Annotated in this window: 20 protein-coding genes; 12 read left to right on the top strand and 8 right to left on the bottom strand. The window is 73.5% G+C overall.

Features of this window, described 5'->3' with window-relative positions:
• Both AC1DW8_RS10265 and AC1DW8_RS10260 read left to right on the top strand, forming a co-directional pair.
• Nucleotides 1-1601: RecB family exonuclease (locus AC1DW8_RS10265; RefSeq protein WP_478093742.1), on the top strand; the 1601-nt coding region annotated here is incomplete at its 5' end.
• The gene (locus AC1DW8_RS10260) at nucleotides 1598-5098 is read left to right on the top strand and encodes an ATP-dependent helicase (protein ID WP_478093740.1); all 3501 of its coding nucleotides are present in this window, start codon (nucleotides 1598-1600) and stop codon (nucleotides 5096-5098) included. The genes AC1DW8_RS10265 and AC1DW8_RS10260, both read left to right, overlap by 4 nt.
• 172 nt (nucleotides 5099-5270) lie before the next feature.
• Here AC1DW8_RS10260 and AC1DW8_RS10255 read toward each other — a convergent pair whose 3' ends face one another.
• Nucleotides 5271-6728 carry a phosphotransferase gene (locus AC1DW8_RS10255; protein ID WP_478093738.1) on the bottom strand — a complete coding sequence of 486 codons (1458 nt, stop codon included), beginning with the start codon at nucleotides 6726-6728 and terminating at the stop codon, nucleotides 5271-5273.
• Nucleotides 6729-6846: 118 nt separating this feature from the next.
• Here AC1DW8_RS10255 and nudC point away from each other — a divergent pair, with 118 nt between their 5' ends.
• Nucleotides 6847-7824 carry an NAD(+) diphosphatase gene (gene nudC, locus AC1DW8_RS10250; protein ID WP_478093736.1) on the top strand — a complete coding sequence of 326 codons (978 nt, stop codon included), beginning with the start codon at nucleotides 6847-6849 and terminating at the stop codon, nucleotides 7822-7824.
• Between the two features lie 19 nt (nucleotides 7825-7843).
• Here the strand turns inward: nudC and AC1DW8_RS10245 are convergent, their stop codons facing one another.
• Nucleotides 7844-8113 carry a mycoredoxin gene (locus AC1DW8_RS10245; protein ID WP_020143062.1) on the bottom strand — a complete coding sequence of 90 codons (270 nt, stop codon included), beginning with the start codon at nucleotides 8111-8113 and terminating at the stop codon, nucleotides 7844-7846.
• 83 nt (nucleotides 8114-8196) lie between these two features.
• Between AC1DW8_RS10245 and ppk2 the strand changes: the two genes are divergently transcribed.
• The 6 genes from ppk2 to AC1DW8_RS10215 all read left to right on the top strand — a co-directional run bounded on the left by ppk2 (nucleotide 8197) and on the right by AC1DW8_RS10215 (nucleotide 12813).
• On the top strand, nucleotides 8197-9036 hold the full coding sequence (gene ppk2 / locus AC1DW8_RS10240; RefSeq protein ID WP_235508577.1) for a polyphosphate kinase 2: 840 nt from the start codon (nucleotides 8197-8199) through the stop codon (nucleotides 9034-9036).
• Nucleotides 9033-11162, top strand: a complete 2130-nt coding sequence (locus tag AC1DW8_RS10235) for an ATP-dependent DNA helicase UvrD2 (RefSeq protein ID WP_478093754.1) — start codon at nucleotides 9033-9035, stop codon at nucleotides 11160-11162. Before ppk2 ends, AC1DW8_RS10235 begins: the two co-directional genes overlap by 4 nt.
• Nucleotides 11163-11317: 155 nt before the next feature.
• A complete protein-coding gene (locus tag AC1DW8_RS10230) occupies nucleotides 11318-11581 on the top strand; it encodes a hypothetical protein (RefSeq protein ID WP_056824147.1) in 264 nt (87 codons plus the stop codon).
• Nucleotides 11582-11870: 289 nt separating this feature from the next.
• Nucleotides 11871-12158 carry a WhiB family transcriptional regulator gene (locus AC1DW8_RS10225; protein WP_020143058.1) on the top strand — a complete coding sequence of 96 codons (288 nt, stop codon included), beginning with the start codon at nucleotides 11871-11873 and terminating at the stop codon, nucleotides 12156-12158.
• A 74-nt stretch (nucleotides 12159-12232) separates the two neighbouring features.
• Entirely contained in the window at nucleotides 12233-12367 is a 135-nt protein-coding gene (locus AC1DW8_RS10220; protein ID WP_255358381.1) for a hypothetical protein, read from the top strand.
• A gap of 215 nt (nucleotides 12368-12582) precedes the next feature.
• The gene (locus tag AC1DW8_RS10215; RefSeq protein WP_056770712.1) at nucleotides 12583-12813 is read left to right on the top strand and encodes a hypothetical protein; all 231 of its coding nucleotides are present in this window, start codon (nucleotides 12583-12585) and stop codon (nucleotides 12811-12813) included.
• A gap of 55 nt (nucleotides 12814-12868) precedes the next feature.
• On the opposite strand, the gene AC1DW8_RS10210 is transcribed toward AC1DW8_RS10215, so the two are convergent.
• The 3 genes from AC1DW8_RS10210 to AC1DW8_RS10200 all read right to left on the bottom strand — a co-directional run bounded on the left by AC1DW8_RS10210 (nucleotide 12869) and on the right by AC1DW8_RS10200 (nucleotide 15757).
• Nucleotides 12869-14200 (bottom strand): ABC1 kinase family protein, encoded by a 1332-nt coding sequence (locus AC1DW8_RS10210; protein WP_442275075.1) that lies wholly within the window; start codon nucleotides 14198-14200, stop codon nucleotides 12869-12871.
• A 170-nt stretch (nucleotides 14201-14370) separates the two neighbouring features.
• Nucleotides 14371-15345, bottom strand: coding sequence for a hypothetical protein (locus AC1DW8_RS10205; RefSeq protein ID WP_478093732.1), 975 nt, complete (start codon nucleotides 15343-15345; stop codon nucleotides 14371-14373).
• 250 nt (nucleotides 15346-15595) lie between these two features.
• Nucleotides 15596-15757, bottom strand: a complete 162-nt coding sequence (locus tag AC1DW8_RS10200) for a DUF5679 domain-containing protein (RefSeq protein WP_020143053.1) — start codon at nucleotides 15755-15757, stop codon at nucleotides 15596-15598.
• A 189-nt stretch (nucleotides 15758-15946) separates the two neighbouring features.
• Between AC1DW8_RS10200 and AC1DW8_RS10195 the strand changes: the two genes are divergently transcribed.
• Nucleotides 15947-16498, top strand: a complete 552-nt coding sequence (locus AC1DW8_RS10195; protein WP_056772564.1) for a M48 family metallopeptidase — start codon at nucleotides 15947-15949, stop codon at nucleotides 16496-16498.
• A 73-nt stretch (nucleotides 16499-16571) separates the two neighbouring features.
• Here AC1DW8_RS10195 and AC1DW8_RS10190 read toward each other — a convergent pair whose 3' ends face one another.
• Both AC1DW8_RS10190 and AC1DW8_RS10185 read right to left on the bottom strand, forming a co-directional pair.
• Nucleotides 16572-17195, bottom strand: coding sequence for an NUDIX hydrolase (locus tag AC1DW8_RS10190; RefSeq protein WP_478093730.1), 624 nt, complete (start codon nucleotides 17193-17195; stop codon nucleotides 16572-16574).
• A 20-nt stretch (nucleotides 17196-17215) separates the two neighbouring features.
• Entirely contained in the window at nucleotides 17216-19018 is a 1803-nt protein-coding gene (locus tag AC1DW8_RS10185; RefSeq protein ID WP_478093728.1) for a zinc-dependent metalloprotease, read from the bottom strand.
• Between the two features lie 196 nt (nucleotides 19019-19214).
• On the opposite strand from AC1DW8_RS10185, the gene AC1DW8_RS10180 reads away from it, so the two are divergent.
• Both AC1DW8_RS10180 and AC1DW8_RS10175 read left to right on the top strand, forming a co-directional pair.
• A complete protein-coding gene (locus AC1DW8_RS10180) occupies nucleotides 19215-19664 on the top strand; it encodes a molybdenum cofactor biosynthesis protein MoaE (protein ID WP_056770703.1) in 450 nt (149 codons plus the stop codon).
• A 14-nt stretch (nucleotides 19665-19678) separates the two neighbouring features.
• Entirely contained in the window at nucleotides 19679-20797 is a 1119-nt protein-coding gene (locus AC1DW8_RS10175; RefSeq protein ID WP_478093725.1) for a YlbL family protein, read from the top strand.
• Nucleotides 20798-20823: 26 nt separating this feature from the next.
• Here AC1DW8_RS10175 and AC1DW8_RS10170 read toward each other — a convergent pair whose 3' ends face one another.
• The gene (locus tag AC1DW8_RS10170; RefSeq protein WP_082588521.1) at nucleotides 20824-21354 is read right to left on the bottom strand and encodes a PPA1309 family protein; all 531 of its coding nucleotides are present in this window, start codon (nucleotides 21352-21354) and stop codon (nucleotides 20824-20826) included.
• Nucleotides 21355-21604: the final 250 nt, after the last annotated feature.

The following is a 21604-nucleotide window of genomic DNA, read 5'->3' as shown; positions in this document are numbered from 1 at the left end:
CCGCGGCGGCGCGCGTCGCCGACGACGGCCGGTGGGCGCGCGGGGTCACGGCCGAGTCCGTGCTCTGGGCCATCTGGCAGGGCGCGGGGGTCGCCGACGGGTGGCGGCGACAGGCGCTCTCCGGAGGCACGTCGGGCGAGCGGGCCGACCGCGATCTCGACGCCGTGCTCGCGCTCTTCGACGCGGCGGGCGCGTTCGTCGACCGGCTGCCGACCGCCGGCCCCGACAAGTTCCTCGAGCACATCCAGGGTCAGGACGTCCCCGGCGACACCCTGCTCGTCGGCGGTCAGTCCGGGGGCCGGGTCGCGCTGCTGACGCCGCAGACCGCCGCCGGCCGGCAGTGGCGCATCGTCGTCGTCGCGGGGGTCCAGGAGGGCGTGTGGCCCGACCTGCGCCTGCGCGGCTCGGTCCTCGGGTCCGAGGACCTCGTCGACGTCGTCGCCCAGCGGCCGCTCGGCTTCCGCGCCGCCCAGGCCGCGGTGCGCTACGACGAGACGCGCCTCTTCCTCGTCGCCGTCACCCGCGCCACCGAGCGGCTGCTCGTCACCGCCGTCGGCAACGAGGACGAGCAGCCGTCGGTCTACCTCGACCTCGTCGACCCGCCTGCCACGACGCGTCTGGCCGACGAGGTGCGCCCGCACTCCGAGGTGGCGCGCACCATGACCCTGCCGGGGCTCGTCGGAGAGCTGAGGCGCGAGGCCGTCAGCCCCGACCCGGGCGTCGCCGAGCCGGCCCTCAACCTGCTCGCAGCCGCGGCGCGCGAGGGCGTGCGCGGGGCCGACCCGACCTCGTGGTGGGCGCTCCGGTCGGTCACGAGCGAGCGTCCCGTGCGCCGACCCGACGAGCCCGTGCCCGTGTCGCCGTCGAAGGTCACCTACTTCGCCGAGTGCGGGCTGCGCTGGTTCCTGACGTCGGTCGGTGGCGAGGGCGTCTCCCTCGGCGCAGCCTCCGTCGGCACCTTCGTCCACGACATCGTCGCCGAGCTGCCCGACGCGCCGCTCGAGGAGCTGAAGCACGAGGTCGACGCACGGTGGGGACGCCTGGGGCTCAAGCCCGGCTGGGTCACCGACCGCACCCACCAGGAGGCGCACGACATGGTGGCGCGGTTCGGCGCCTACCGGTCCGCCGCCGAGCGCGACTGGGAGCGCGTCGGGATCGAGTCCGACTTCCGGGTCGAGGTGGGGCGCGCCGTCGTGGCCGGGCGCGTCGACCGCATCGAGCGCGACGCCGAGGGTCGCCTGCGCATCGTCGACCTCAAGACCGGCAAGACCAAGCCGACCAAGGCCGAGCTGGCCCAGCACGGCCAGCTCGGGGCCTACCAGGTGGCCGTCGAGGAAGGCGGGTTCCCCGCGCTCGGAGACCGCAGTGCCGGGGCGGCGCTCGCCTTCATCGGCAAGGGAGGGCTCTCCGGGCTCAAGCCGAGCGTGCTGCCACAGCCACCGCTCGCGAGCAGCGACGACCCGACGTGGGCACGGACGCTCGTGCAGCAGACCGCCGAGGGGATGGGGGCGGCCGAGTTCCGGGCTGCGCAGGGCAAGGCCTGCGAGACCTGCCCGGTGCGGTCGTCGTGCCCCGTCCAGCCCGAGGGAGACGCCCTGTGACGACGACCGAGGCGCGCCCCGCGACGGCGGTGGCGCACAGTGCGTTCGACATCGCGACGGCGCTCGAGATGCCGCCGCCCACGGCCGAGCAGGCCGCCGTCATCGAGGCGGGTGCCCGCCCGCTGCTCGTCGTCGCCGGCGCGGGCTCGGGCAAGACCGAGACGATGGCGGCGCGCGTCGTGTGGCTCGTCGCCAACGGCCTCGTCGACCCCGACCAGGTGCTCGGCCTGACTTTCACCCGCAAGGCCGCGGCCGAGCTCTCCCAGCGCATCGCCAAGCGCCTGCGAGGCCTCGAGCGGGCCGGCATCTGGAGGCCGCCCGCCGACGACGGCACGGGCGCCGAGGTGCTCGGCGGCACGCCGACCGTCTCCACCTACCACGCGTATGCCGGCCGGCTCGTCCGCGAGCACGCCCTCCGGGTGGGCATCGAGCCGGAGTTCCGCATCCTCACCGAGGCCGGGGCGTGGCAGCTGGCTGCCGAGGCGGTGTCGCGCTGGGACGGCCCGATGGACGACGTCGTCAAGAGCGAGGCGACCGTCATCCAGGCCGTCATGGCGCTCGCCGGCGAGATGGCCGAGCACGTGCGCACGCCCGTCGACGTGATGGACCACCTCGACGCCGTGCTCGCGCGCCTCGACGCCCTGCCCGACGGCGAGGGCCGTGGGTCGCTCACCGCCGCGCGAGACGCGGTCGCCGTCCTGCGCGAGCGCCGCACGGTCCTGCCGATCGTCGAGGCCTTCCTCGCGCTCAAGCGCGAGCGCGAGTCCCTCGACTTCGCCGACCAGATGGCCATCGCGGCCCGGCTCACCCGTTCGGTGCCGGCCGTCGGCCAGATCGAGCGCGAGCGGTTCCGGGCCGTGCTGCTCGACGAGTTCCAGGACACGTCCGAGGCGCAGCTCGAGCTGCTCCGCTCGCTCTTCCACCACCCCGGGGTGGCGCTGACCGCCGTCGGCGACCCCAACCAGTCGATCTACGGCTGGCGTGGCGCGAGCGCCACCACCCTGCTGCGCTTCCCGTCCGAGTTCGGCGGCGACGAGGGCCCCGCCGACGTCCTGCCGCTGTCGACGAGCTGGCGCAACGACTCGCTCATCCTCGATGCGGCCAACGCCGTGGCCGCGCCGCTCGCGACCGAGCACGTGCAGCCGCTGCGGCCTCGGCCGGGCGCCGGGGTGGGGACGATCGAGGTGGCCCGGCTCGGGACCGCCGAGGAGGAGGCCGACCACCTCGCCGCCTGGATCGCCGCGCACTGGTTCAGCCCGAGCGGCCGGCGCACCGGCCGCAGCGCGGCCGTGCTGTGCCGGCGACGCTCGACCTTCCCCGTCGTCCTCGAGGCGCTGCGCCGCCACCAGCTGCCCGTCGAGGTCGTCGGCCTCGGTGGCCTGCTCGTCACCCCCGAGGTCAGCGACCTCGTCGCCGCCCTCTGGGTGGTGCAGGACCCCAGCCGCGGCGACCAGTTGATGCGCCTGCTGACCGGGCCCGTCGTCCGCCTCGGCGCGGCCGACCTGGCCGGGCTGTGGGCGTGGGCGCGTGAGCTGCACCGGCGAACGCCCCGCGTCGGGGCCGCCACCTCGACCGCACCCGACCAGCCGGCGGCCGGCAGCCCCGGCGCAGTCGCCGCGCAGGGGAGCCCGGGATCCGGGCCCTCCGGAGGCCGGCCACCCACGGGCGACGGCGCCCCGGCGGACGGCGTCGTGGCGGAGGTGGCGGGTGCCGATGGCGGCACGGCATCAGCCGATGACCGCCGGGGCTCCGACCTCGCGGCCGACAGTGCCGACACCGCCACGCTCGTCGAGGCCCTCGACGACCTGCCTCGCGCCGGGTGGACCGGACGCGACGGCGCCCGCATCGGCGACGAGGCGCTGGCCCGGCTGCACGACCTCGGCGACGTCGTGCGGCGGCTCCGTCGGCTCACGGCGCTGCCCCTCGTCGACCTCGTCGCCGAGGCCGAGGTCGCCATCGGGCTCGACATCGAGGTGCTCTCGCGGCCCGAGCACACGGCCTCGACCGCCCGCGTGCACCTCGACGCCTTCGCCGACGTCGCGGCGCGCTATGCCACGACTGCCGATCGACCCACCCTGTCCGGCTTCCTCAGCTGGCTCGACGCCGCCCGCGACCAGGAGCGCGGCCTCGACGCCGGGCACACCGAGTCCGACGCCGACGCCGTCCAGGTCCTGACCGTGCACGCGGCCAAGGGGCTCGAGTGGGACGTCGTCGCCGTCCCGACCCTCGTCGAGGGAGTCTTCCCGGCGCACGGCGCGACCGCGGTGGCGCCCGTCGCCGACAGCGAGCCCACGGCATACTCCTGCTCGGGTGACGTCAAGGACAAGGGCTGGCTCATCGGGCTCGACTCGCTGCCCTACGACCTGCGCGGCGACCGAGCCGGCCTGCCGCACCTCGACTGGCGCGGGGTGCCCGACCGCAAGGCGCTCAGCGCTGCCATCGACGCGTTCGTCCTCGACGGCGGGCGGCATGCCGTGGCCGAGGAGCGGCGCCTCGCCTACGTCGCGCTGACCCGCGCACGCGCCTCGATGCTCCTGACGACCCACCTCTGGGGTGCCACGAAGAAGACCCTGTCGGTGCCGTCGCGCTTCCTGACCGAGGTCGAGGAGACCCTGCCCGGGTCCGTCGTGCGCACCGCCTGGGCGCCGGACCCCGAGCCGGTCCTCGACGACAAGGGCAAGGCGTCGGCGCCGACCAACCCGCACCTCGCCGTCCCGATCTCACAGCTGTGGCCCCACGACCCGATGGGGGCGAGGCGCGCAGGCCTGCTCGACGCGCACCGACGGATCGCCGCCCTCGTCGACGCGGGTCCAACTGTGCCGCAAGGGGATCCGCGCGTCGACGACCTCCGCATCCTGCTCGCCGAGCAGGCGGCCCGGCGGTCTCGTGATGAGTCCGTCGTCGACGTCCCGCGCCACCTCTCGGCGTCCGCGGTCGTCTCGCTGGCCCGGGACGCGGAGGCGTTCGCGATGTCCCTCCGGCGTCCGATGCCGAGCCCGCCGGCCGTCGCCGCGCGGCAGGGCACGGCCTTCCACGCGTGGATCGAGGAGCACTACGCTCGCGCCGCGTTCGTCGACCTGCTCGACCTCCCGGGCAGCGCCGACGAGGGGGCGGCCGACGACGGCGACCTGGACGGGATGAAGGAGCGCTTCCTCGCCAGCGAGTGGGCCGACCGCATCCCCGAGGAGATCGAGATGTCGATCGAGACGGTCATCGACGGGATCGCCGTCCGCGGCCGGGTCGACGCCGTCTTCCCTCGCGACGACGGCGGTTGGACGGTCGTCGACTGGAAGACGGGTGCCAGGCCGACCGGGCGCGACGCGACCGTCCGCGCGCTCCAGCTCGCGGCGTATGCCGTCGCCTTCGCCCGGCTGCGCGGCGTCGACCCGTCGCTCGTCGACGCGGCGTTCTACTACGCGGGCGAAGGTGTCACGGTGCGTCCCGACCTCCCGGGCGAGGCCGCCCTCGTCGACCTGCTCCGCACCCTCCCCGACTAGCCCCCTCGAGTGAGCGCCCCGTCCCACTCGAGTGAGCGCCCTGTCCCACTCGAGTGGCCCCGTCGTCACACTCGATCCGGTCCGTCGGTGTGGGACCGGTGGGGTTCCGGGGCCACTCGACGGGAGTGACGGGTGGGGTCTCGGGGCCACTCGACGACGCGGCTTGGGCCCGTCAGCTGCGCGCGTCGTGGGCGGGGTGCTCGGGACGGTGCTCGACCGGCACGAAGTCGGAGGCGCCCTCGTGGAGGTCGAGCACGCCGTCGGCGTCCTCGGGCAGGGCCTCGACCTCGTCGATCTCGAAGGTGGAGGCGTCGGCGTCCGCGGCCGTGAGCGGCACGGGCTGGGACTCCTCCACGGCCTCGGCGTGCCACGGTGACCGGTCCGGCCCGGCCGTGCCTCCGGGGACCGCTGGCACGTCGTCGGCGGCGACGGCGTCACCCGGTGCGGCATCGGCCGTCTCCGGCGACGTCGTGGGCGGCTCGGCGTCCCCGGCGGTCCAGTCATCGGGGACCTGCGGCTCGTCGAGCAGCGAGGTCATCGAGATCGCCTGGGTCTCGCCGAGCATCGGGAAGGGCACGTGCGGCTGGGTCGCGTCCCACTCGGGCTCGGGCCGCTCGGGGTCGTCGGGGTCGAGGACCGCTGCGGCACGCTCTCGCGACTGTCGGGTGCGCTCGCTGCGCTCGGCGTCATCCTGCGCGTGACGACGGTCGTCGTCCTCGACCCGGCCGTCGAGGGCGCGCAGCTCGTCGGCGGTGCGCTCGACGACGTCGAGCTGGCCCGACGCGAGGGCGTGGAGCAGGGTCCGCAGCGGCGCCATCTCGGCCGCGAGCCGGGCGCGGCGCACGAGGTGCACGTCAGGTCGCTCGATGCGCGACTCGGCGTAGGCCTCGAGCACGGCATCGAGCGTCTCGGCCGGCGCCAGGCTGGCGAGCTCGGCGAAGTCGTCCGCCGGGTCGCCGACGCGGCTTGCCTCCCAGGCCAGGACGCCACGCACGTGACCGCTCGACGAGTCGTCATCGTCGTCGAACGACGCGAGGACGTTCTCGCCGGTGAAGGTGCCGTGGACCGTGGTCGGGGCGAAGCGCCACAGCGAGACGTCCTCGAGTGCGTGCTCCCAGCGCGTGAGGAGCCCGGTGGGCACGTGCCCCGTCGCGGCGGCCCGGTCGAGCTCGGAGAGCTGGCGGCGGCGGTACGCCTCGGCGTCGTACGAGGGTCGCCCGGCCTCCTCGTAGAGCAGGTGCTCGACATTGTGGATGTGCGCGAGGGTGCGACCCACCTCGGCCGTCAACGGGCCCGGACGGAGCCCCGCGAAGTCGAGGGGTCGACCGGGGACGCGCAGGTAGACGGCCGCTCGGCCCTCCGGCACCTGGGCGAGGCCGCGGACCATGGGCATGGCCACGTCGAGCCGGCGCCCGAGCAGGCCGGACAGGGCGGAGATGTCGTCGAGCATCGCGCCGGCCGCCGACGTGCACGGCGCCTTGACGACCCAGCGGCGGTCCTGGCTGTCCTGGACGTAGGCGATCTCGAAGAGGTCGCCGGGACGGCCCGGGACACCCTCCACCGTCACTGGGTCGAGGCCCGGCACGGCCGAGCTCGCCAGGGCGGCGAGGAAGAGCGGGCTGCGCGTCACGTGTCCACCGTAGGTCGAGCAGCGCGCCGAGCGTGGGAGGCGACGCCCGCGCCGGTCGGTTCGGTGCAGGCTCGACACCGGTGCGCCGGTGCCGGCTCGCCGCCCTAGGGTGGGTCGCGTGGCAGTGACCGACGAGACCCTGGCCGACCTCGCGCTCTCGCGCAGCTCACTGGACCGGGTGGCGCTCGAGCGTCGGCGGCCCGAGGTCCTCACCGAGCTGCTCGACGACCCGCGGACCCGCGTCGCCGAGGTCCGGGGTGACCGCATGCAGGTGTCGGCCCCAGACGGCGCACAGGTGGCCGGTGACGACGGGCTGACGCTCGTCCTGCGCGCCCCCGAGCCCGAGGACCACGCCCGGCTCGGACTGCACCTCGGCCGCGACGGCGACGGGACGGCATACGTGGGCGTCGTCTCGACGGACGACGGGAGCGCGGCCGACGAGGACCGGCCGCCGGAAGGCTGGCTCACGCTGCGGCAGGCGGGCGAGGCGCTCGCACCCCGCGACGCTGGCGTCTTCACGACCGCGCTGGCGCTGGCCCACTGGCACGCGACGCACCGCTTCTGCCCCCGCTGTGGCGCCCCGACCCATCCCCGACAGGGTGGCTGGGTGCGGCGCTGCGAGCGCGAGGGCAGCGAGCACTACCCGCGCACCGACCCGGCGGTCATCATGTCGGTCGTCGACCCCGACGACCGGCTGCTGCTGGGCCGGGGGGCGCACTGGCCCGAGGGTCGTTTTTCCGTGCTCGCCGGCTTCGTCGAGCCGGGGGAGTCGTTCGAGTCCGCGGTCGCCCGCGAGGTCGCCGAGGAGGTCGGCATCTCCGTCGAGGCGGCGCGCTACCTCGGCAACCAGCCGTGGCCGTTCCCCTCGTCGGTGATGATCGGTTTCCAGGCGACGACGCGCGAGACCGAGCTGACGATCGACCCCGTCGAGATGGCCGAGGCGCGCTGGGTGAGCCGTGAGGAGTACCGCGACCTGCTCCGCGACGGCTCGATCCGCACGCCGAGCGGCATCTCGATCGCCAAGCGGATCATCGAGCACTGGCTCGGCCAGACGGTCGAGTCCGTCGTCGAGCCGGGCACGGGGACGAGCTTCTGAGCCTAGTCGGCGCGGCCCGTCAGCCCGCGAGGCGCGAACGGACCTCGGCGAGCGAGGGGTTCGTCGCGGCCGAGCCGTCGGGGAAGACGACGGTCGGGACCGTGCGGTTGCCGCCGTTGACGTGCTCGACGAAGTCGACGTGCTCGGGATTGGCCTCGAGGTCGATCTCGGTGAACGGCACGCCCTCGCGGGTCAGCTGGCCCTTGAGGCGTGTGCAGTAGCCGCACCACGTGGTCGTGAACATCGTGATCGAGCCCTCGTCGGGCGTGACCTGCGTGGACTGGGGCATCGGTTCCTACTCGTGTCGCGACGTCGTGCGTGGTGGTGGGGACGGCCCCCACGGGCGTCGTCCCTCGGTGCAAGGATGACCCCATGGCCAAGCGCGGCGCAAAACGATCCCCCAGGATGGACCTCGACGTCTACGAGACCGAGGTCCGTCGGCTGCAGGCCGAGCTCGTCGCGTTCCAGGAGTGGGTGCGTTCGACGGGTCAGCGGGTCGTCGTCGTCTTCGAGGGGCGCGATGCCGCCGGCAAGGGATCGGCGATCAAGCGGATCACCGAGTACCTCAGCCCTCGCGTCGCCCGGATCGCGGCCCTCCCGGCGCCGACCGACCGCGAGAAGACGCAGTGGTACTTCCAGCGCTACATCGCCCACCTGCCCGCGGCCGGAGAGATCGTGCTCTTCGACCGGTCCTGGTACAACCGCGCCGGCGTCGAGCGGGTCATGGGGTTCTGCACCGACGAGCAGTACGCCCGGTTCCTCGAGCAGGCCCCGCTCTTCGAGCAGATGCTCGTCGATGATGGTGTCATCGTGCGCAAGTACTGGTTCAGCGTCTCCGACGTCGAGCAGGAGCGCCGGTTCCGCAGCCGCGCCAAGGACCCCATGCGCCAGTGGAAGCTCTCGCCGATGGACCTCGAGTCCATCACCCGCTGGGAGGACTACTCCGAGGCCAAGGACATCATGATGGCCGCGACGAGCACCGACTGGGCGCCGTGGCACGTCGTCGAGTCCGAGGACAAGCGGCGCTCGCGGGTCAACGTCATGCACCACCTGCTCAGCTCCATCCCGCACGCCGCGGTGGCGCCCGTCGTGCCGCCCGTCCCCAAGCGCCCGGCTCCGCGCGGCTACGAGCGGCCGCCGCAGCACGAGCAGAACTACGTGCCGGACCACGCCGCGAGCGTGCTGGCCGCCTCGAAGGGTGATCGCTCCTGAGCGCAGTACCGTCCGCCGACGAGATCCTCGCCGGGCTCGACCCGGAGCAGCGCGAGGTCGCGATGGCCCCGCCGGGCCCCCTGTGCATCCTCGCGGGTGCCGGCACGGGCAAGACGCGCGCCATCACCCACCGCATCGCGTATGCCGTCCACTCGGGTGCGCAACAGCCGCAGCGGGTGCTCGCGCTGACCTTCACGGCCCGCGCCGCCGGTGAGATGCGCACGCGCCTGCGTGGGCTCGGGGTGCAGGGCGTCCAGGCCCGCACCTTCCACGCCGCCGCGCTCCGGCAGCTGCATTTCTTCTGGCCGCAGGCCATCGGCGGCGCCGCCCCCGAGGTGATGAGCCACAAGGCGGCGGCCGTCGCCGAGGCGGCGAGCCGGCTGCGCATGCAGTTCGACCGCACGACCGTCCGCGACCTAGCAGCCGAGATCGAGTGGGCCAAGGTCAACCTCCTGACGCCGCAGTCGTATGCCGCCCGCGCCCGTGAGCAGCGACGCGAGCCCCCGGGCCTCGACCTCACCGCCATGGCACGGCTCTTCGAAGCGTACGAGGACGTCAAGCAGCGTCGCGGCGTCATCGACTTCGAGGACGTCCTGCTCCTCACCGTCGGCATCCTCGACGAACGCGAGGACATCGCCCGCACCGTCCGCGGCCAGTACCGCCAGTTCGTCGTCGACGAGTACCAGGACGTCAACGACCTCCAGCAGCGGCTCCTCGACCAGTGGCTGGGGGAGCGCAAGGACCTCTGCGTCGTCGGCGACCCGGCCCAGACGATCTACTCCTTCACCGGGGCCAGCCCGCGACACCTCGTCGGCTTCCCCCAGCGCTTCCCGGGGGCGCAGGTCGTGCGTCTCGTGCGCAACTACCGCTCCACACCCCAGATCGTCGGGCTCGCCAACACCATCGTCGCGTCCGGCACCCAGGCGGCGCGCGACGGGTCGGTGCGCCTCCTCGCGCAGTCCGAGCCGGGTCCCGCGCCCGAGCTGACGAGCTATACCGACGACCCGGCCGAGGCTGCCGCGGTCGCCGACCGCATCCGCACGCTCGTCACCGGCGGGCACCAGGCGGCCGAGATCGCCATCCTCTTCCGCACCAACGCCCAGTCCGAGGCCTTCGAGTCGGCTCTCACCGACGCCGGGGTGGCCTACCTCGTGCGGGGTGGCGACCGCTTCTTCGCCCGCAAGGAGGTGCGCGATGCGGTCCTGCTGCTGCGCGGCGCCGCCCGCAGCGACGACGGCGAGAAGCCGCTCGGCGAGATCACCCGCGACGTCATCACCGGTGCGGGCTGGTCGCATCAGCCCCCGTCGGGCAGCGGGGCCACCCGAGAGCGGTGGGAGTCGCTGACCGCGCTCGCGACGCTCGCCGACGACATCGCGGCAGCGGCCCCCGACGCCCGGCTGCCCGAGCTCGTCGCCGAGCTCGAGCGGCGGGCGGCCGAGCAGCACGCGCCGGCCGTGCAGGGCGTGACGCTCGCCAGCCTGCACGCCGCCAAGGGCTTGGAGTGGGACACCGTCTTCCTCGTCGGCGCCTCCGACGGCCTCATGCCCATCTCGATGGCCGAGGGTCCCGACGCCGTCGAGGAGGAGCGACGTCTGCTCTACGTCGGGCTCACGCGCGCCCGCAAACAGCTCTTCCTGTCGTGGTCCGGCGCCCGCACGCCGGGAGCCCGGGCCACCCGCCGCGTCTCGAGGTTCCTCGCGCCGGCGGCCGACATCCTCGGTCAGGGCGCCCGCAGCGAGGCGAGGTCGGGCGGCTCCAAGCGGTCCGCGCCGAAGGTGGCACCCCTCGCGCACTGCCGCGGCTGCGGCGCCGAGCTCGTCTCCGCGGCGCAGCGCAAGACCGGCCGCTGCGACGACTGTCCGCCCACCTACGACGAGGCGACGTTCGAGCGGCTGCGCACGTGGCGCCTTGCCGTCGCGCGCGAGGCGAGCGTGCCGGCATTCGTCGTCTTCACCGACGCGACGCTCACCGCGATCGCCGAGGACGCGCCCTCCGACGAGGGTCGTCTGTCGGTCATCAGCGGCGTCGGTGCGCGCAAGCTCGAGCAGTACGGCAGCGACGTCCTTGCCATCCTGGCCGGTGCCGACCCGCAAGAAATCTTCGAAAGCCGTTCTGCGGCAAAGTAATCCGCGGGTTAGACGCATTGGCCCAAAATAAGTTCGGAAAACTTCGTTAAATCAGTTGTTCGCCCGCGAGGCGCACGCGTACCCTTGACGAAGTCAAGCCCAGTGGTCTCGGTGGCCGGCTGGGGCCCGTGAGCAGAAGTGAGGAGGTCGGCCTGATGGACAACACCACGATGACGATGAGCGCAGTCTCCTGCGTCCTTTCCGTCCGTCTGCGGCCGACCACCGGCGATGTCCGCCTGGCGGCCACGCGCGCTCCGGAGCAGGGGACCACTGTGTCCATCGCCGCCGTCATGGGCGGCCGTGTCGCCGACTTCCGCGCCCCGATCCAGGGAGACGTCTCGGTCACCGGCCTCACGTCCGCCCCCGCCTACAAGACCCTCGATGTCGTTCGCTCCCGTTCTGGGAGGCCACCGGTCTGACAAGACCCGAAGCCTCACCTCCAGGCCGCGAACCCGACATCACCGGGTCCGCGGCCTTCGTGTTACCCGGGGGAGTTCCCCGGCCGAATGCCGCTCCCACACCGCACCAACCGACACCGACAGATGAGCACCCGACCGGGTGCCTGACAGATCAGGGACACAGATGACTCCCCGGATGCCGAGCAGCAGGACCGAGACCCGCACCACCGGTGCAGGCCTGCGGACCAAGCCAGACACGAGTGAGCAGGGGCACCCCACCACGGGCGCCCAGGAGACGGAGGTGAGAACGATGCAGCTGAGCGAACTGATCGACATGAGAACCGAGGCGGAGCAGGTCGGCGAGACCATTCCGTGCCGCGACTACGACGCGGAGCTCTGGTTCGCCGAGCGACCCGAGGACGTCGAGTTCGCCAAGACGCTCTGCGGGCTCTGCCCGGCGCGGGTCCAGTGCCTCGCCGGCGCCCTCGAGCGCCAGGAGCCGTGGGGAGTCTGGGGCGGGCAGCTGCTCGTCCAGGGCGCCATCGTGGCTCGCAAGCGGCCCCGCGGCCGTCCGCGCAAGCACCCCGTGGCTGCCTGAGCCTGCGTGACCACGCATGACCCAGACGCCCACGGCCACCACCAGCACTTTTCTTCACAGACCAGGAGATCGTCATGAACCAGCTCGAGATGCTGGCTCGCGACCGGATCAACCAGCGCAGTCAGCGCCAGGAACGCAGCGGCATCCGTCGCAGCGCCCGGCTGATCGCCCAGGAGATCCGGGACAGTCGACGCCACAGCCAGAAGTGAACGACCGCGCCACGAGGCGCGTTGCAGGACAACTGAATCGAGTGAGCGAGCCGCGGGTGACGCGCACGTCACCCGCGGTTCCGCACGTCCGGGGCCGTTCGCCCAGCTCCTGAACCCCCTGCCCAGCTCCCTCCTTGCCCGGGCCGAGATCCCGCGTGGCGCCACGAACCACCCCCGCGTCGGCGGATACTCGAAGAAGGAGAAGGGAGAACCCCGTGAACACCTCTACCGAAGCGGCGAGCGAACCAGCTACCGACGCCGCAGCCAGTGACGAGTCCCTCGTCTGCTCCGGGTGCGGCACGACCCCGCGGCCCGAGGACCGGTCCGCAGCCCGGCTCACGTGGAGCCGAGGCGCCGACGCCGGGCGCACGACCTGGACGTGCGAGCGATGCAGCCGCGAGAACCTCCGCTCGATCGAGAGCAAGCTCGACCCCGTCTGGTGGTGACGAGCAAGGCCGTGTGAGCGCGACCGTCCGGGCGAACGTCCGTCAATGGCGTCCGTCAGTCGGCGTCGCCCACGGGCGGTAAGTCCGCCCCGGGGAGCAGCTCGTCGACGATGGCGCGCCCGTGGACGGTGCCGCCGAGCTGGCTGAGCACGCCGATCCCGCCACCCCACACCCGGTGGATGAGGAGGTATTCCGGCGGCAGGTTGAGCTTGTAGGCCACGGCGTAGTTGGGCTGGCGCGGGTCGTTGATGTGCGCGAAGACGCCCCGGAGCCAGTCCCGGCTGAAGGTGAACGTGTCGGTGCGGAACGGCGCCATGAAGGGCTCGAGGTAGTCGAGGAGCCGCTGGGGGTCGAGGTCGATGTTGTCCTTGACGAAGCCGATCCCGCGCAGACCCTCGAGCACGTCCTCGGCGCTGCCCTCGAGGCCGGTGGTGAGCAGCGGCCCGATCTCGGGCGGCATGCCGTTCGGGAGCCGGTTCACGGCCCCGAAGTCGATGACGCCCAGGCGCCCGTCGGGCGTCATGCGGAAGTTGCCGGGGTGCGGGTCGGCGTGCAGCAGCCCGGCTCTGGCAGGCCCCGCGAGCAGGAAGCGCAGGTACAGCTGCGAGGCGGTGTCGCGCTGCTCCTGGGTGCCCTCGGCGATGATCCGCGAGAGGGGGAGCCCGTCGAGCCACTCCGAGACGATGACGTGCTCGCGGCCGTCGACGACGTGCGGCACGGCGAAGTCGGGGTCGCCGTCGAAGGCGGCAGCGAAGGTCGCCTGGGACTCGGCCTCGAGGCGGTAGTCGAGCTCCTCGGCCATCCGGTCGCGCAGCTCGTCGAGGATCGGGCCGAGCTCGATGCCGGGCACCCAGCTCGCCGCGACCTTGGCGACCCGGCTGATCTGCCGGATGTCGCTCATCAGCGCGGCGCCGGCGCCGGGGTACTGGATCTTCACCGCGACGTCGCGACCGTCCTTCCAGACGGCCCGGTGCACCTGCCCGATCGAGGCGGAGGCCACGGGGTGGTCGTCGAAGGACTCGAACCTGCTGCGCCACCGTGTGCCCATCTGGGCGCGGAGCACGCCGTGCACGGAGGTGGTCGGCATCGGCGGGGCGCTGTCCTGCAGCTTGGTCAGCATGGTCCGGTAGTGCACGGCGAGGTCCTCGGGCAGCGCGGCCTCGAAGATCGAGAGCGCCTGCCCGAACTTCATGGCGCCGCCCTTGAGCTCGCCGAGGACCTGGAAGAGCTGCTGCGCCGTGCGGGCCTGCAGCTCCGCGGCCACGATCTCCGCCGGGCGACCACCGAGCCGTTTGCCGAGGCCGAGGGCGGTCCGACCGGCGAAGCCGAGCGGCACCGAGGCGAGCTTGGCCGAGCGTACGACGGCCTTGCGTGGCAGGTCGGTCACGGCGCACCTCCTCGGGCGGGTCGACGGTCTCGTGCGGGCGCGAGTGGTCGGTCCGGCGCCGGTGAACGAGACAACATCGCGCGGCGGCGGGTCGAGCCCACCCTCGACTCTATGTGTACCCGCCCGGGCGGGTACGCCCGACCATCTGTCCAGCCTTGGCCCTGCGTCGGTCACGCCCCGCGGCGGAGCGACGCATCCCCGGTGCCAGTCCACGCGCCGCCGTGGCCGCTCGTGCCGCCTGAGGCAGGGTGCGCCGGGCAGAGCGGGTGCGTCGGCCAGCGTCGGTGGTCCATCCGCGGCCACGGTGGGCTCACCTCGACCGAGACCCCGGGCGGGGGAGGGTGGCCCTCGAGGACCCCGTTCACGAGGAGCGTCACGCTGCCGACGACGAGATGGGACAGGCCCGGAGCGAGGCCGTCGTGCTCGCCCTCGGGCGACCCGGCCGGCGCGAGGGCCCGTGTCGGCGTCGCCTGGCTCATCAGTGTCGGCCACGCGTCGTCGCGGTCGGCCCGGTGCCGGTCGAGGCACCAGAGGCACGGCGCGCCGGCAGAGCCGTCGACGAGCGGACCGATCACCGTACGGGGCCCGGCCGGGGCCACGGGCAGGTGCGGGACGCCATGACGCAGCCAGAGATCGCCACGACGAGGGTCGACGACGGGCGACCCCACGAGGACGACGAGGTCGGGCCGTGGGCGCAGCGGCGCGGCGACCGCTCTGTCGACCGCGGTCCGGCCGTGCACGACGAGCGTGCCGGCGTGCGCCAGCGCCGCGGCGATGTCGGTGGCGACGTGGCCACAGCCATCGACGACGACCCGCCCGGAGGCGCTGGCGCGTGCAGGGGCAGCGGAGCCGGACGACGACACCCCCGCCGGGTGCCGGTCGGTGAGCACGCCGAGCTCGGCGACGAGCTCGAGCAGGGCACGCCATCGTGCTGGAGCGATGCCGGCGTCGGCCGCCACGCGCTCGGTCGAGACGAGGGGGAGGGCGCCGTCGAGACGGGCGAGCAGGGCGGCCTCGGTGTCGCTGACCCCCGTGACGACAGGACCGCCCGGGAGCACGCCGAACTGGACCTCGCCGCGTCGTCTCGTCAGCGGACGCAGCCAGACGGGCACGCGGGGGTGGGGTGGGACGGCAGCAGCGGACATCGGACCTCCAGACCCGGTGGCGCCACCAGCCTGCGCCACCCTCGGTCGTCAGGCTCGCAGCCGCCCGGGTGCGGCGGTGCTCGTCGTCCACAGCCCCTGACGGCGGGTCGAGGACCTGACGCCTCCGGTCGGGCGTCGGCGGGGCCTGAGTCGGCCCGCGGGCCGGCTCGAGGCGGGTACGCGCGAGGGGGCGGGACCGTGTGGTCCCGCCCCCTCGATCTGCAGCGTCAGCGACGCCGCCGCGACCTGGTCAGGCCTTGCCCAGAATGCGGTTCAGGTTCGTGCCACAGACGGGGCACTGTCCCTTGGCCATGCGGCGACCGTTGTCAGAAACGACAACCTTGCCCTCGGCCTCGCGCTTCTCCTTGCACTTCACGCAGTAGAACTCGCCCTTGTAGGTCTCGTCAGCCATTGATGTCTCCTTGTAGATGGCACCCATCCGACGGGTGCCTCGACTCGTTCAACCCTAGAGCACGCTGAGCACGAAATCATGCTCATCCCCGCTTGGCGCGCCCGTCCGCGATGAGGTATGACGCGCGAGCGCGGCCGTGTCGGGCCCGTGCTCCGGGGCGTTGTCCCCACGCTGGCCTACCCTGCCCTCATGGCGACGGTGCGACGTGAGGTGGTGCACACGGTGGTCGACGGGGTGACCGTCGAGGTCCGCCGCAGCGCCAAGCGTCGCCGCACCGTGTCGGCCTATCGCCAGGAGGGGCGCCTCGTCGTCCTCGTCCCGGCGCGGATGAGCCGCGCCGAGGAGGGGGAGTGGGTGCGCACCATGGTCGCTCGGGTCGCCGCGTCCGAGCAGCGCCGCCAGCGCAGTGACGGCGACCTCGAGCAGCGCGCGCTCGCCCTGTCGCGCGAGCACCTCGGCGGGCGCGCCGTTCCCGCGAGCGTTCGGTGGGTCTCCAACCAGAACTCCCGCTGGGGTTCGTGCACTCCGGCCGAGGGCTCGATTCGCTTGTCCGACAAGCTCCGTGGCATGCCGAGCTGGGTCGTCGACTACGTCCTGCTCCACGAGCTGGCCCACCTGCTGCAGCCGGGGCACGGCGCGGAGTTCTGGGCCCTGCTGCAGGGCTACCCGCGTCTCGAGCGTGCCCGCGGCTACCTCCAGGGCGTCTCGGCCGCTGCTGGGCTCGACCTCAGCGACGAGTGAACGCGGCGGCGCGCTCCGCCTGACGGCATACGACCACGTATGCCGTGACGCCCTGCGCGCGCCGGCCCGTCGGTCAGCGTTGGTGCAGTCTCAGGCCGGCATCCACGAGGGGGCGCAGGTCCGCTCGTGTCCCCTCGGGGAGGGCGTCCACCGGCCACCACCGGACGTCGATCGACTCGGTGCTGACAGCCGACTCGGCCGACTTCGGGGTGCGCGCCGCGAAGCGGATGTCGAGGTGCTCACGGCACGTGCCGAAATCTCCGGAAAGAAGATGTCGATCGAGCTGCGCGATCTCCGGAAAGGCCGTGATGTCCGCAATGCCTGACTCCTCACGCGCCTCACGAGTGGCCGCGTGCCACACCGACGCGTCGCCGGGCTCGAAGTGTCCGCCGAACTGGAACCACGCCCGCGCCCGGCGGTGCAGGGTCAGCAGCGCGGCGTCGCCGTCGTCGTCGAGCACGATGACGCTGCCCGTGAGGTGTGCCGGCGGTCCGGCCTTGCTCATCGCGTCCGGATGGGCCTGGAGGTGGTCGAGGAACTCCCTGCGAAGGCGCTCCTGCCGCTCGTCCGGCGCAGCCCACGACTCCAGCCGTGCGACGGCGTCGTCGTGCAGGCGGCGCCAGGCGGCCGCGTTCGGCCCCTCGAGGGGCTCGAGGGGCTCGAGGGGCTCGCGGGACCCGCGCGGGTCCCGCGGCACCGGCGGGCGGTGCGCCCCCGTCACCGCTGAGGGCCGGCGCCGGTGTCGCCACCGGTGTCGCCACTGGTGTCGCCGTCGTCGCCCGTGTCGGTGCCTGTGTCGGTGCCGCGCTCGCGGTCGGCCTCCTCGAGGATGCCCTGGAGCACGGAGTCGAGGTCCGCGCCCAGGTTGTCGCCGCCCTCGGGCAGCGCGCTCGTCGAGGAGGTGCCGGTCGCCCGCTCGACGTAGCCGATCGGGTCGTCGAGGTCGGCCGACGTGGGGGCGAGGTCGGGGTGGGCCCAGCGGCCGTCGCGGAGGGTCGCCCCGCCGGCGCTCTCGAGCGCGGCCCAGAGGTTCGCGGCGTCGCGCAGCCGGCGCGGGCGCAGCTCGAGCCCGACGAGCCCGGCGAACGTCTTCTGGGCCGCTCCGCCCACCCGACGCCGGCGGATCGTCTCGGCCAGCGCCGCCGACAGCGGCAGGTGCCGGGCCGTCGTGCGGTCGGTCACGTGGTCGACCCAGCCCTCGGCCAGGGCGAGGAGCGTCTCGAGCCGGTCGAGGGCGGCGCGCTGTGCGGGGGTCGGCTGCGGCCGGAAGAGGTTGCCCTGCAGGGCCGTGCGCAGCGCCTCGGGGTCCGAGGGGTCGATGGTCGACAGGGCCGACTCGATGGCGTCGGTGTCGATCGTGATGTTGCGGGCGTAGTCGGAGACGGCCGAGAGCAGCTGCGGCCCGAGCCATGGCACCTCGGAGAAGAGGCGGACGCGGGCCGCCTCGCGGACCGCGAGGTAGAGGCGCACCTGCGCGATGTCGATCTCGAGCGACTCGGCGAGTTCGGCGACGTTGCCGGGAAGCAGGGCGACGACGCCCGGCTCGGTGAGGGGGAGGCCGACCTCGGTGCCGGTCACGACCTCGGTGGCGAGCGTGCCGACGGCCTGGCCGAGCTGGGCCGAGAACATCTGGCGGCTGAGGTTGCCGAGCATCGGCGCCCACTGCTCGACCATCTGCCGCGGGTCGAAGCCCTCCGGCAGCCCCTCGGGCAGGGCCTCGCCGAAGGCCTCCGGGCCGAGCTCGCCGACCTGCTTGCGCATCGCGTCGGACGTCGCGGCGGTGACGCCGTCGGAGACCGGCTCGATGAGCTCGAACCAGCGCGGCATCGTCGCCTCGACCCACTCGGCGCGGCTCAGGCCGGTCGCACGCCAGGCGGGGGAGGCCAGCGTCGTCTGCTCGTCGAGCCACAGGGTCGCCACGGCGACCGCATCGGCGACTGCGCGTGCGGCGGCCTCGTCGTGCACGTCGTTGCCCTGCGCGGCCATCACGTGTCGGCGGGCGACCTCGGTCGCCAGGTCGCGCGAGCCGGTCGGGGAGTCCTGCGCAGCCATGAAGGTGCCGAGCTGGGCACGCATCGCGGCCTGGGTGGCCGGGTCGCGGGGGTCGACGCCCATGCTCTTCATCGCCTCGGCGAGCTCGGGGTTGTCGGCAGCCTCGCCGAGCACCTTCTCGAGCATGGCCCCGAGGTCGGACGGGTCCATCCCGCCGAGGTCCGGCAGGCCGGGGAAGCCCTCACCGAAGCCGCCACCGAAGCCGCCCCCGAAGCCGCTGCCGAAGCCGGCCGGGCCGGCTCCCGAGCCGGGTGAGCCGCCGCCAGGCCGGTTCAGCGGCAGGCCGAAGGGGGACTCGCCGGGCGCCCGGCCCGCATCGGGCTGGCCGACCTGGTCGCCGGCGTCGCCCGGCTGGCCCGCGTCGGCCTGGCCGGCGTCGCCCTGCTGGCCCGCGTCGCCCTGCTCCTCGCCGGACACGTCGTCCTTGTCGCTGTGGTTGTCGTCACCGCGTCCACGGTCGTCGGCCATGCCTGCTCATCCCCACTCGAACGGATCTCGTGCCGGCCGTCTGGCCGTACACCAAGACAACCACGGATCGACCTCGTTGGTTCCCCACCCCGGGCACGGGCGCGGGCACGGGCGCGGGCACGGGCGCGGGCACGGGCGCGGGCATGGGCGCGGGCGCGGAACGCGAGGGCCCGCGCGGCGGCATACGATTGCGGGCGTGACGGTCACCCTTGCCGAGATCCGTGAGACACCTCTGTCGGTCGACGAGGTGCTCACGAGCGTCTCCTCGCCCAAGGCGGGAGGCGTCTGCCTCTTCGTCGGCACGGTGCGCGACCACGACGGGCCCGCCGGCGACGTCGCCGAGGAGACCGCGGACAAGACGGTGGCCGCCCTCGACTACTCCGCGCACCCGCAGGCGGCCGAGGCAGCCCGTGCGCTCGCCGCCCGTCTCGCGGCCGATGGACGCTCCGTCCGGCTGGCCGTCGTCCACCGGGTGGGTCACCTCGAGGTCGGTGACGTCGCGGTGGTCGTCGGCGTCAGCGCCGAGCACCGCGGCGAGGCGTTCGACGTCTGCCGCGAGCTCATCGACGAGTTCAAGGCGACGATCCCGATCTGGAAGCACCAGCGCTTCGCCGACGGTGCCGACGAGTGGGTCGGCCTGCCGTGAGGACGATCAAGCGCGTGCCGGAGCAGCCCACCGGTACCGACCTGCCCACTCGTGCCGAGGTGCTCGAGGGTGAGGACACCGGCAGGCTCACCCGCGGCAACAAGGCGGTCCTGGCGGCGTTCTTCGTCGCCCTCGTCGTCATGGTCATCGGGTCGGTCGTCCACCTGCCGTATGCCGTCATGAGCCCCGGGCCGACGCAGGACACCCTCGGCACGTCCGGCGCCCAGAACAAGCCGATCATCGCGATCTCGGGGTTGCCGACCTACCCGACCGACGGCGCGCTGCGCTTCACCACGGTGCGCGTCGAGGGCGGACCGGGCTACCCCGTCGACGCGTGGGACATCCTGCAGGCGTGGGTCGACCCCGCCCGCGACGTCTTCCCCGTCGACGACGTCTTCGACCCGCAGGTCACCCAGGAGCAGGTGGCCGAGGCGAACGCCGTCCAGATGGAGGGCTCGCAGGAGGAGGCCACGGCCGTCGCGCTCCGCGCGATCGGCAAGGAGGTGCCGACCCACGTCGCCATCGCCGGCATCACCGACTCGTCGAAGGCCAAGGGTCTGCTCAAGGTCGGCGACCGTCTCGACAGCATCGACGGCGAGCCCGTGACGACGACGCAGGCCCTGCGCGACGCACTCCAGAAGAAGAAGCCCGGCGAGAGCGTGTCCCTCACGGTCACGCGCGCCGGGAAGGAGGTGACGGTCGACGTCCCGACCGTCGAGGGCCAGGGTGGCCGCACGGCTCTCGGGGTCCTCCTCGGGCTCGACCACGACTTCCCGGCCAAGGTCACCATCGATGCCGGCGCCATCGGCGGTCCGTCTGCGGGACTCATGTTCTCCCTCGGCATCTACGACAAGCTGACGCCCGGCCCGCTGGCCGGGGGTCACCAGATCGCCGGCACCGGCACGATCGACGACGAGGGCAAAGTCGGCCCCATCGGCGGCATCCGGCAGAAGCTCGCCGGTGCCCGCTCGGACGGCGCCGCCTACTTCCTCGCCCCGGCCGACAACTGCAACGAGGTGGTGGGCCACGTGCCCGACGGCCTCGACGTCTTCAAGGTGGGCACCTTCGACGAGGCTCGCACCGCGGTCGAGGCCATCGCCAAGGGCCAGACGGGCTCGCTGCCCCGCTGCTGACGTCGCGGGAGTGAGCCCTCAGGTGCTCAGTCCTCGAAGGTCGCCTTGAGGGCCTCGACGAGCCCGGGCGCGATGTCCTTGCCGGTCGCGACGGCGTCGTCCGAGTCGTGGTCGCGCTGGCGCAGCAGGCAGATCGAGGTGCCGTCGCGCAGGACGGCCACGACGAGCCGTACGTCCTTGCGGTCCGGGTGGGCCGCGAGGTGGTCGACGGCGTCGTCGCCGCGGGAGGGCAGCTCGCGCTCGGCCTCCGGCGGCACGACCATGCGCTCGATCGCGAAGGCGCAGCCGTCGACCTCGTCGGGCCAGGCGAGCCGGCCGAGCAGCGTCTCGAGCGAGCTCGTCGTGGGCAGGCCCTCCTGCTCGATGGCGGTCAGGGCGCCGTCAGCGAGGTCGGAGGGCCCCATCTGGTCGCGCAGCTGCGGCTCGCGCTCGAGCAGGTCAGCCGTGCGCACGAGCGCGAAGAGCCGGGCGGGCTGGTCCCAGCCGGAGGCCGCGACGTGCCGCTCGGTGTCGAGGGCGGCGATGGCGAGAGGGTCGATGACGGGCTGTGCGTTCACGCCCCCATGCTGCCGTATGCCGTCGGGTGGCCGGTGCTGACCCGGCGCTGACCCGGCGCTGACCCGGCGCTGACCCGGCGATGACGCGGCGCGGACCCGGCGCGGACGGGGCGCCGCCCCCGGGACGGGCCCAAGGCATACGCCCTCGACGCTCGGGGTCTCGTGCCGGTCACGTTGCGGTATCGCGCCGCGGGTGCCGCACGAGCGCGGGTTATGGTTGCCGCAGGCGGCCTCAGGAGGCTGCCCACGG

Source organism: Terrabacter sp. P2_E3 (assembly GCF_056403915.1).
The sequence above is the reverse complement of the archived record's forward strand: the minus strand, read 5'-3'. Positions and strand labels throughout refer to the sequence as shown.

What these genes read in the sequence shown, in the direction of transcription:
- AC1DW8_RS10245 (WP_020143062.1), bottom strand. Translation starts at nt 8,113, where the DNA reads ATGCCCCAGTCCACGCAGGTCACGCCCGACGAGGGCTCGATCACGATG.
- AC1DW8_RS10220 (WP_255358381.1), top strand. Translation starts at nt 12,233, where the DNA reads ATGAACCAGCTCGAGATGCTGGCTCGCGACCGGATCAACCAGCGCAGT.
- AC1DW8_RS10205 (WP_478093732.1), bottom strand. Translation starts at nt 15,345, where the DNA reads ATGTCCGCTGCTGCCGTCCCACCCCACCCCCGCGTGCCCGTCTGGCTG.
- AC1DW8_RS10225 (WP_020143058.1), top strand. Translation starts at nt 11,871, where the DNA reads ATGCAGCTGAGCGAACTGATCGACATGAGAACCGAGGCGGAGCAGGTC.
- AC1DW8_RS10200 (WP_020143053.1), bottom strand. Translation starts at nt 15,757, where the DNA reads ATGGCTGACGAGACCTACAAGGGCGAGTTCTACTGCGTGAAGTGCAAG.
- AC1DW8_RS10185 (WP_478093728.1), bottom strand. Translation starts at nt 19,018, where the DNA reads ATGGCCGACGACCGTGGACGCGGTGACGACAACCACAGCGACAAGGAC.
- AC1DW8_RS10230 (WP_056824147.1), top strand. Translation starts at nt 11,318, where the DNA reads ATGGACAACACCACGATGACGATGAGCGCAGTCTCCTGCGTCCTTTCC.
- AC1DW8_RS10195 (WP_056772564.1), top strand. Translation starts at nt 15,947, where the DNA reads ATGGCGACGGTGCGACGTGAGGTGGTGCACACGGTGGTCGACGGGGTG.
- ppk2 (WP_235508577.1), top strand. Translation starts at nt 8,197, where the DNA reads ATGGCCAAGCGCGGCGCAAAACGATCCCCCAGGATGGACCTCGACGTC.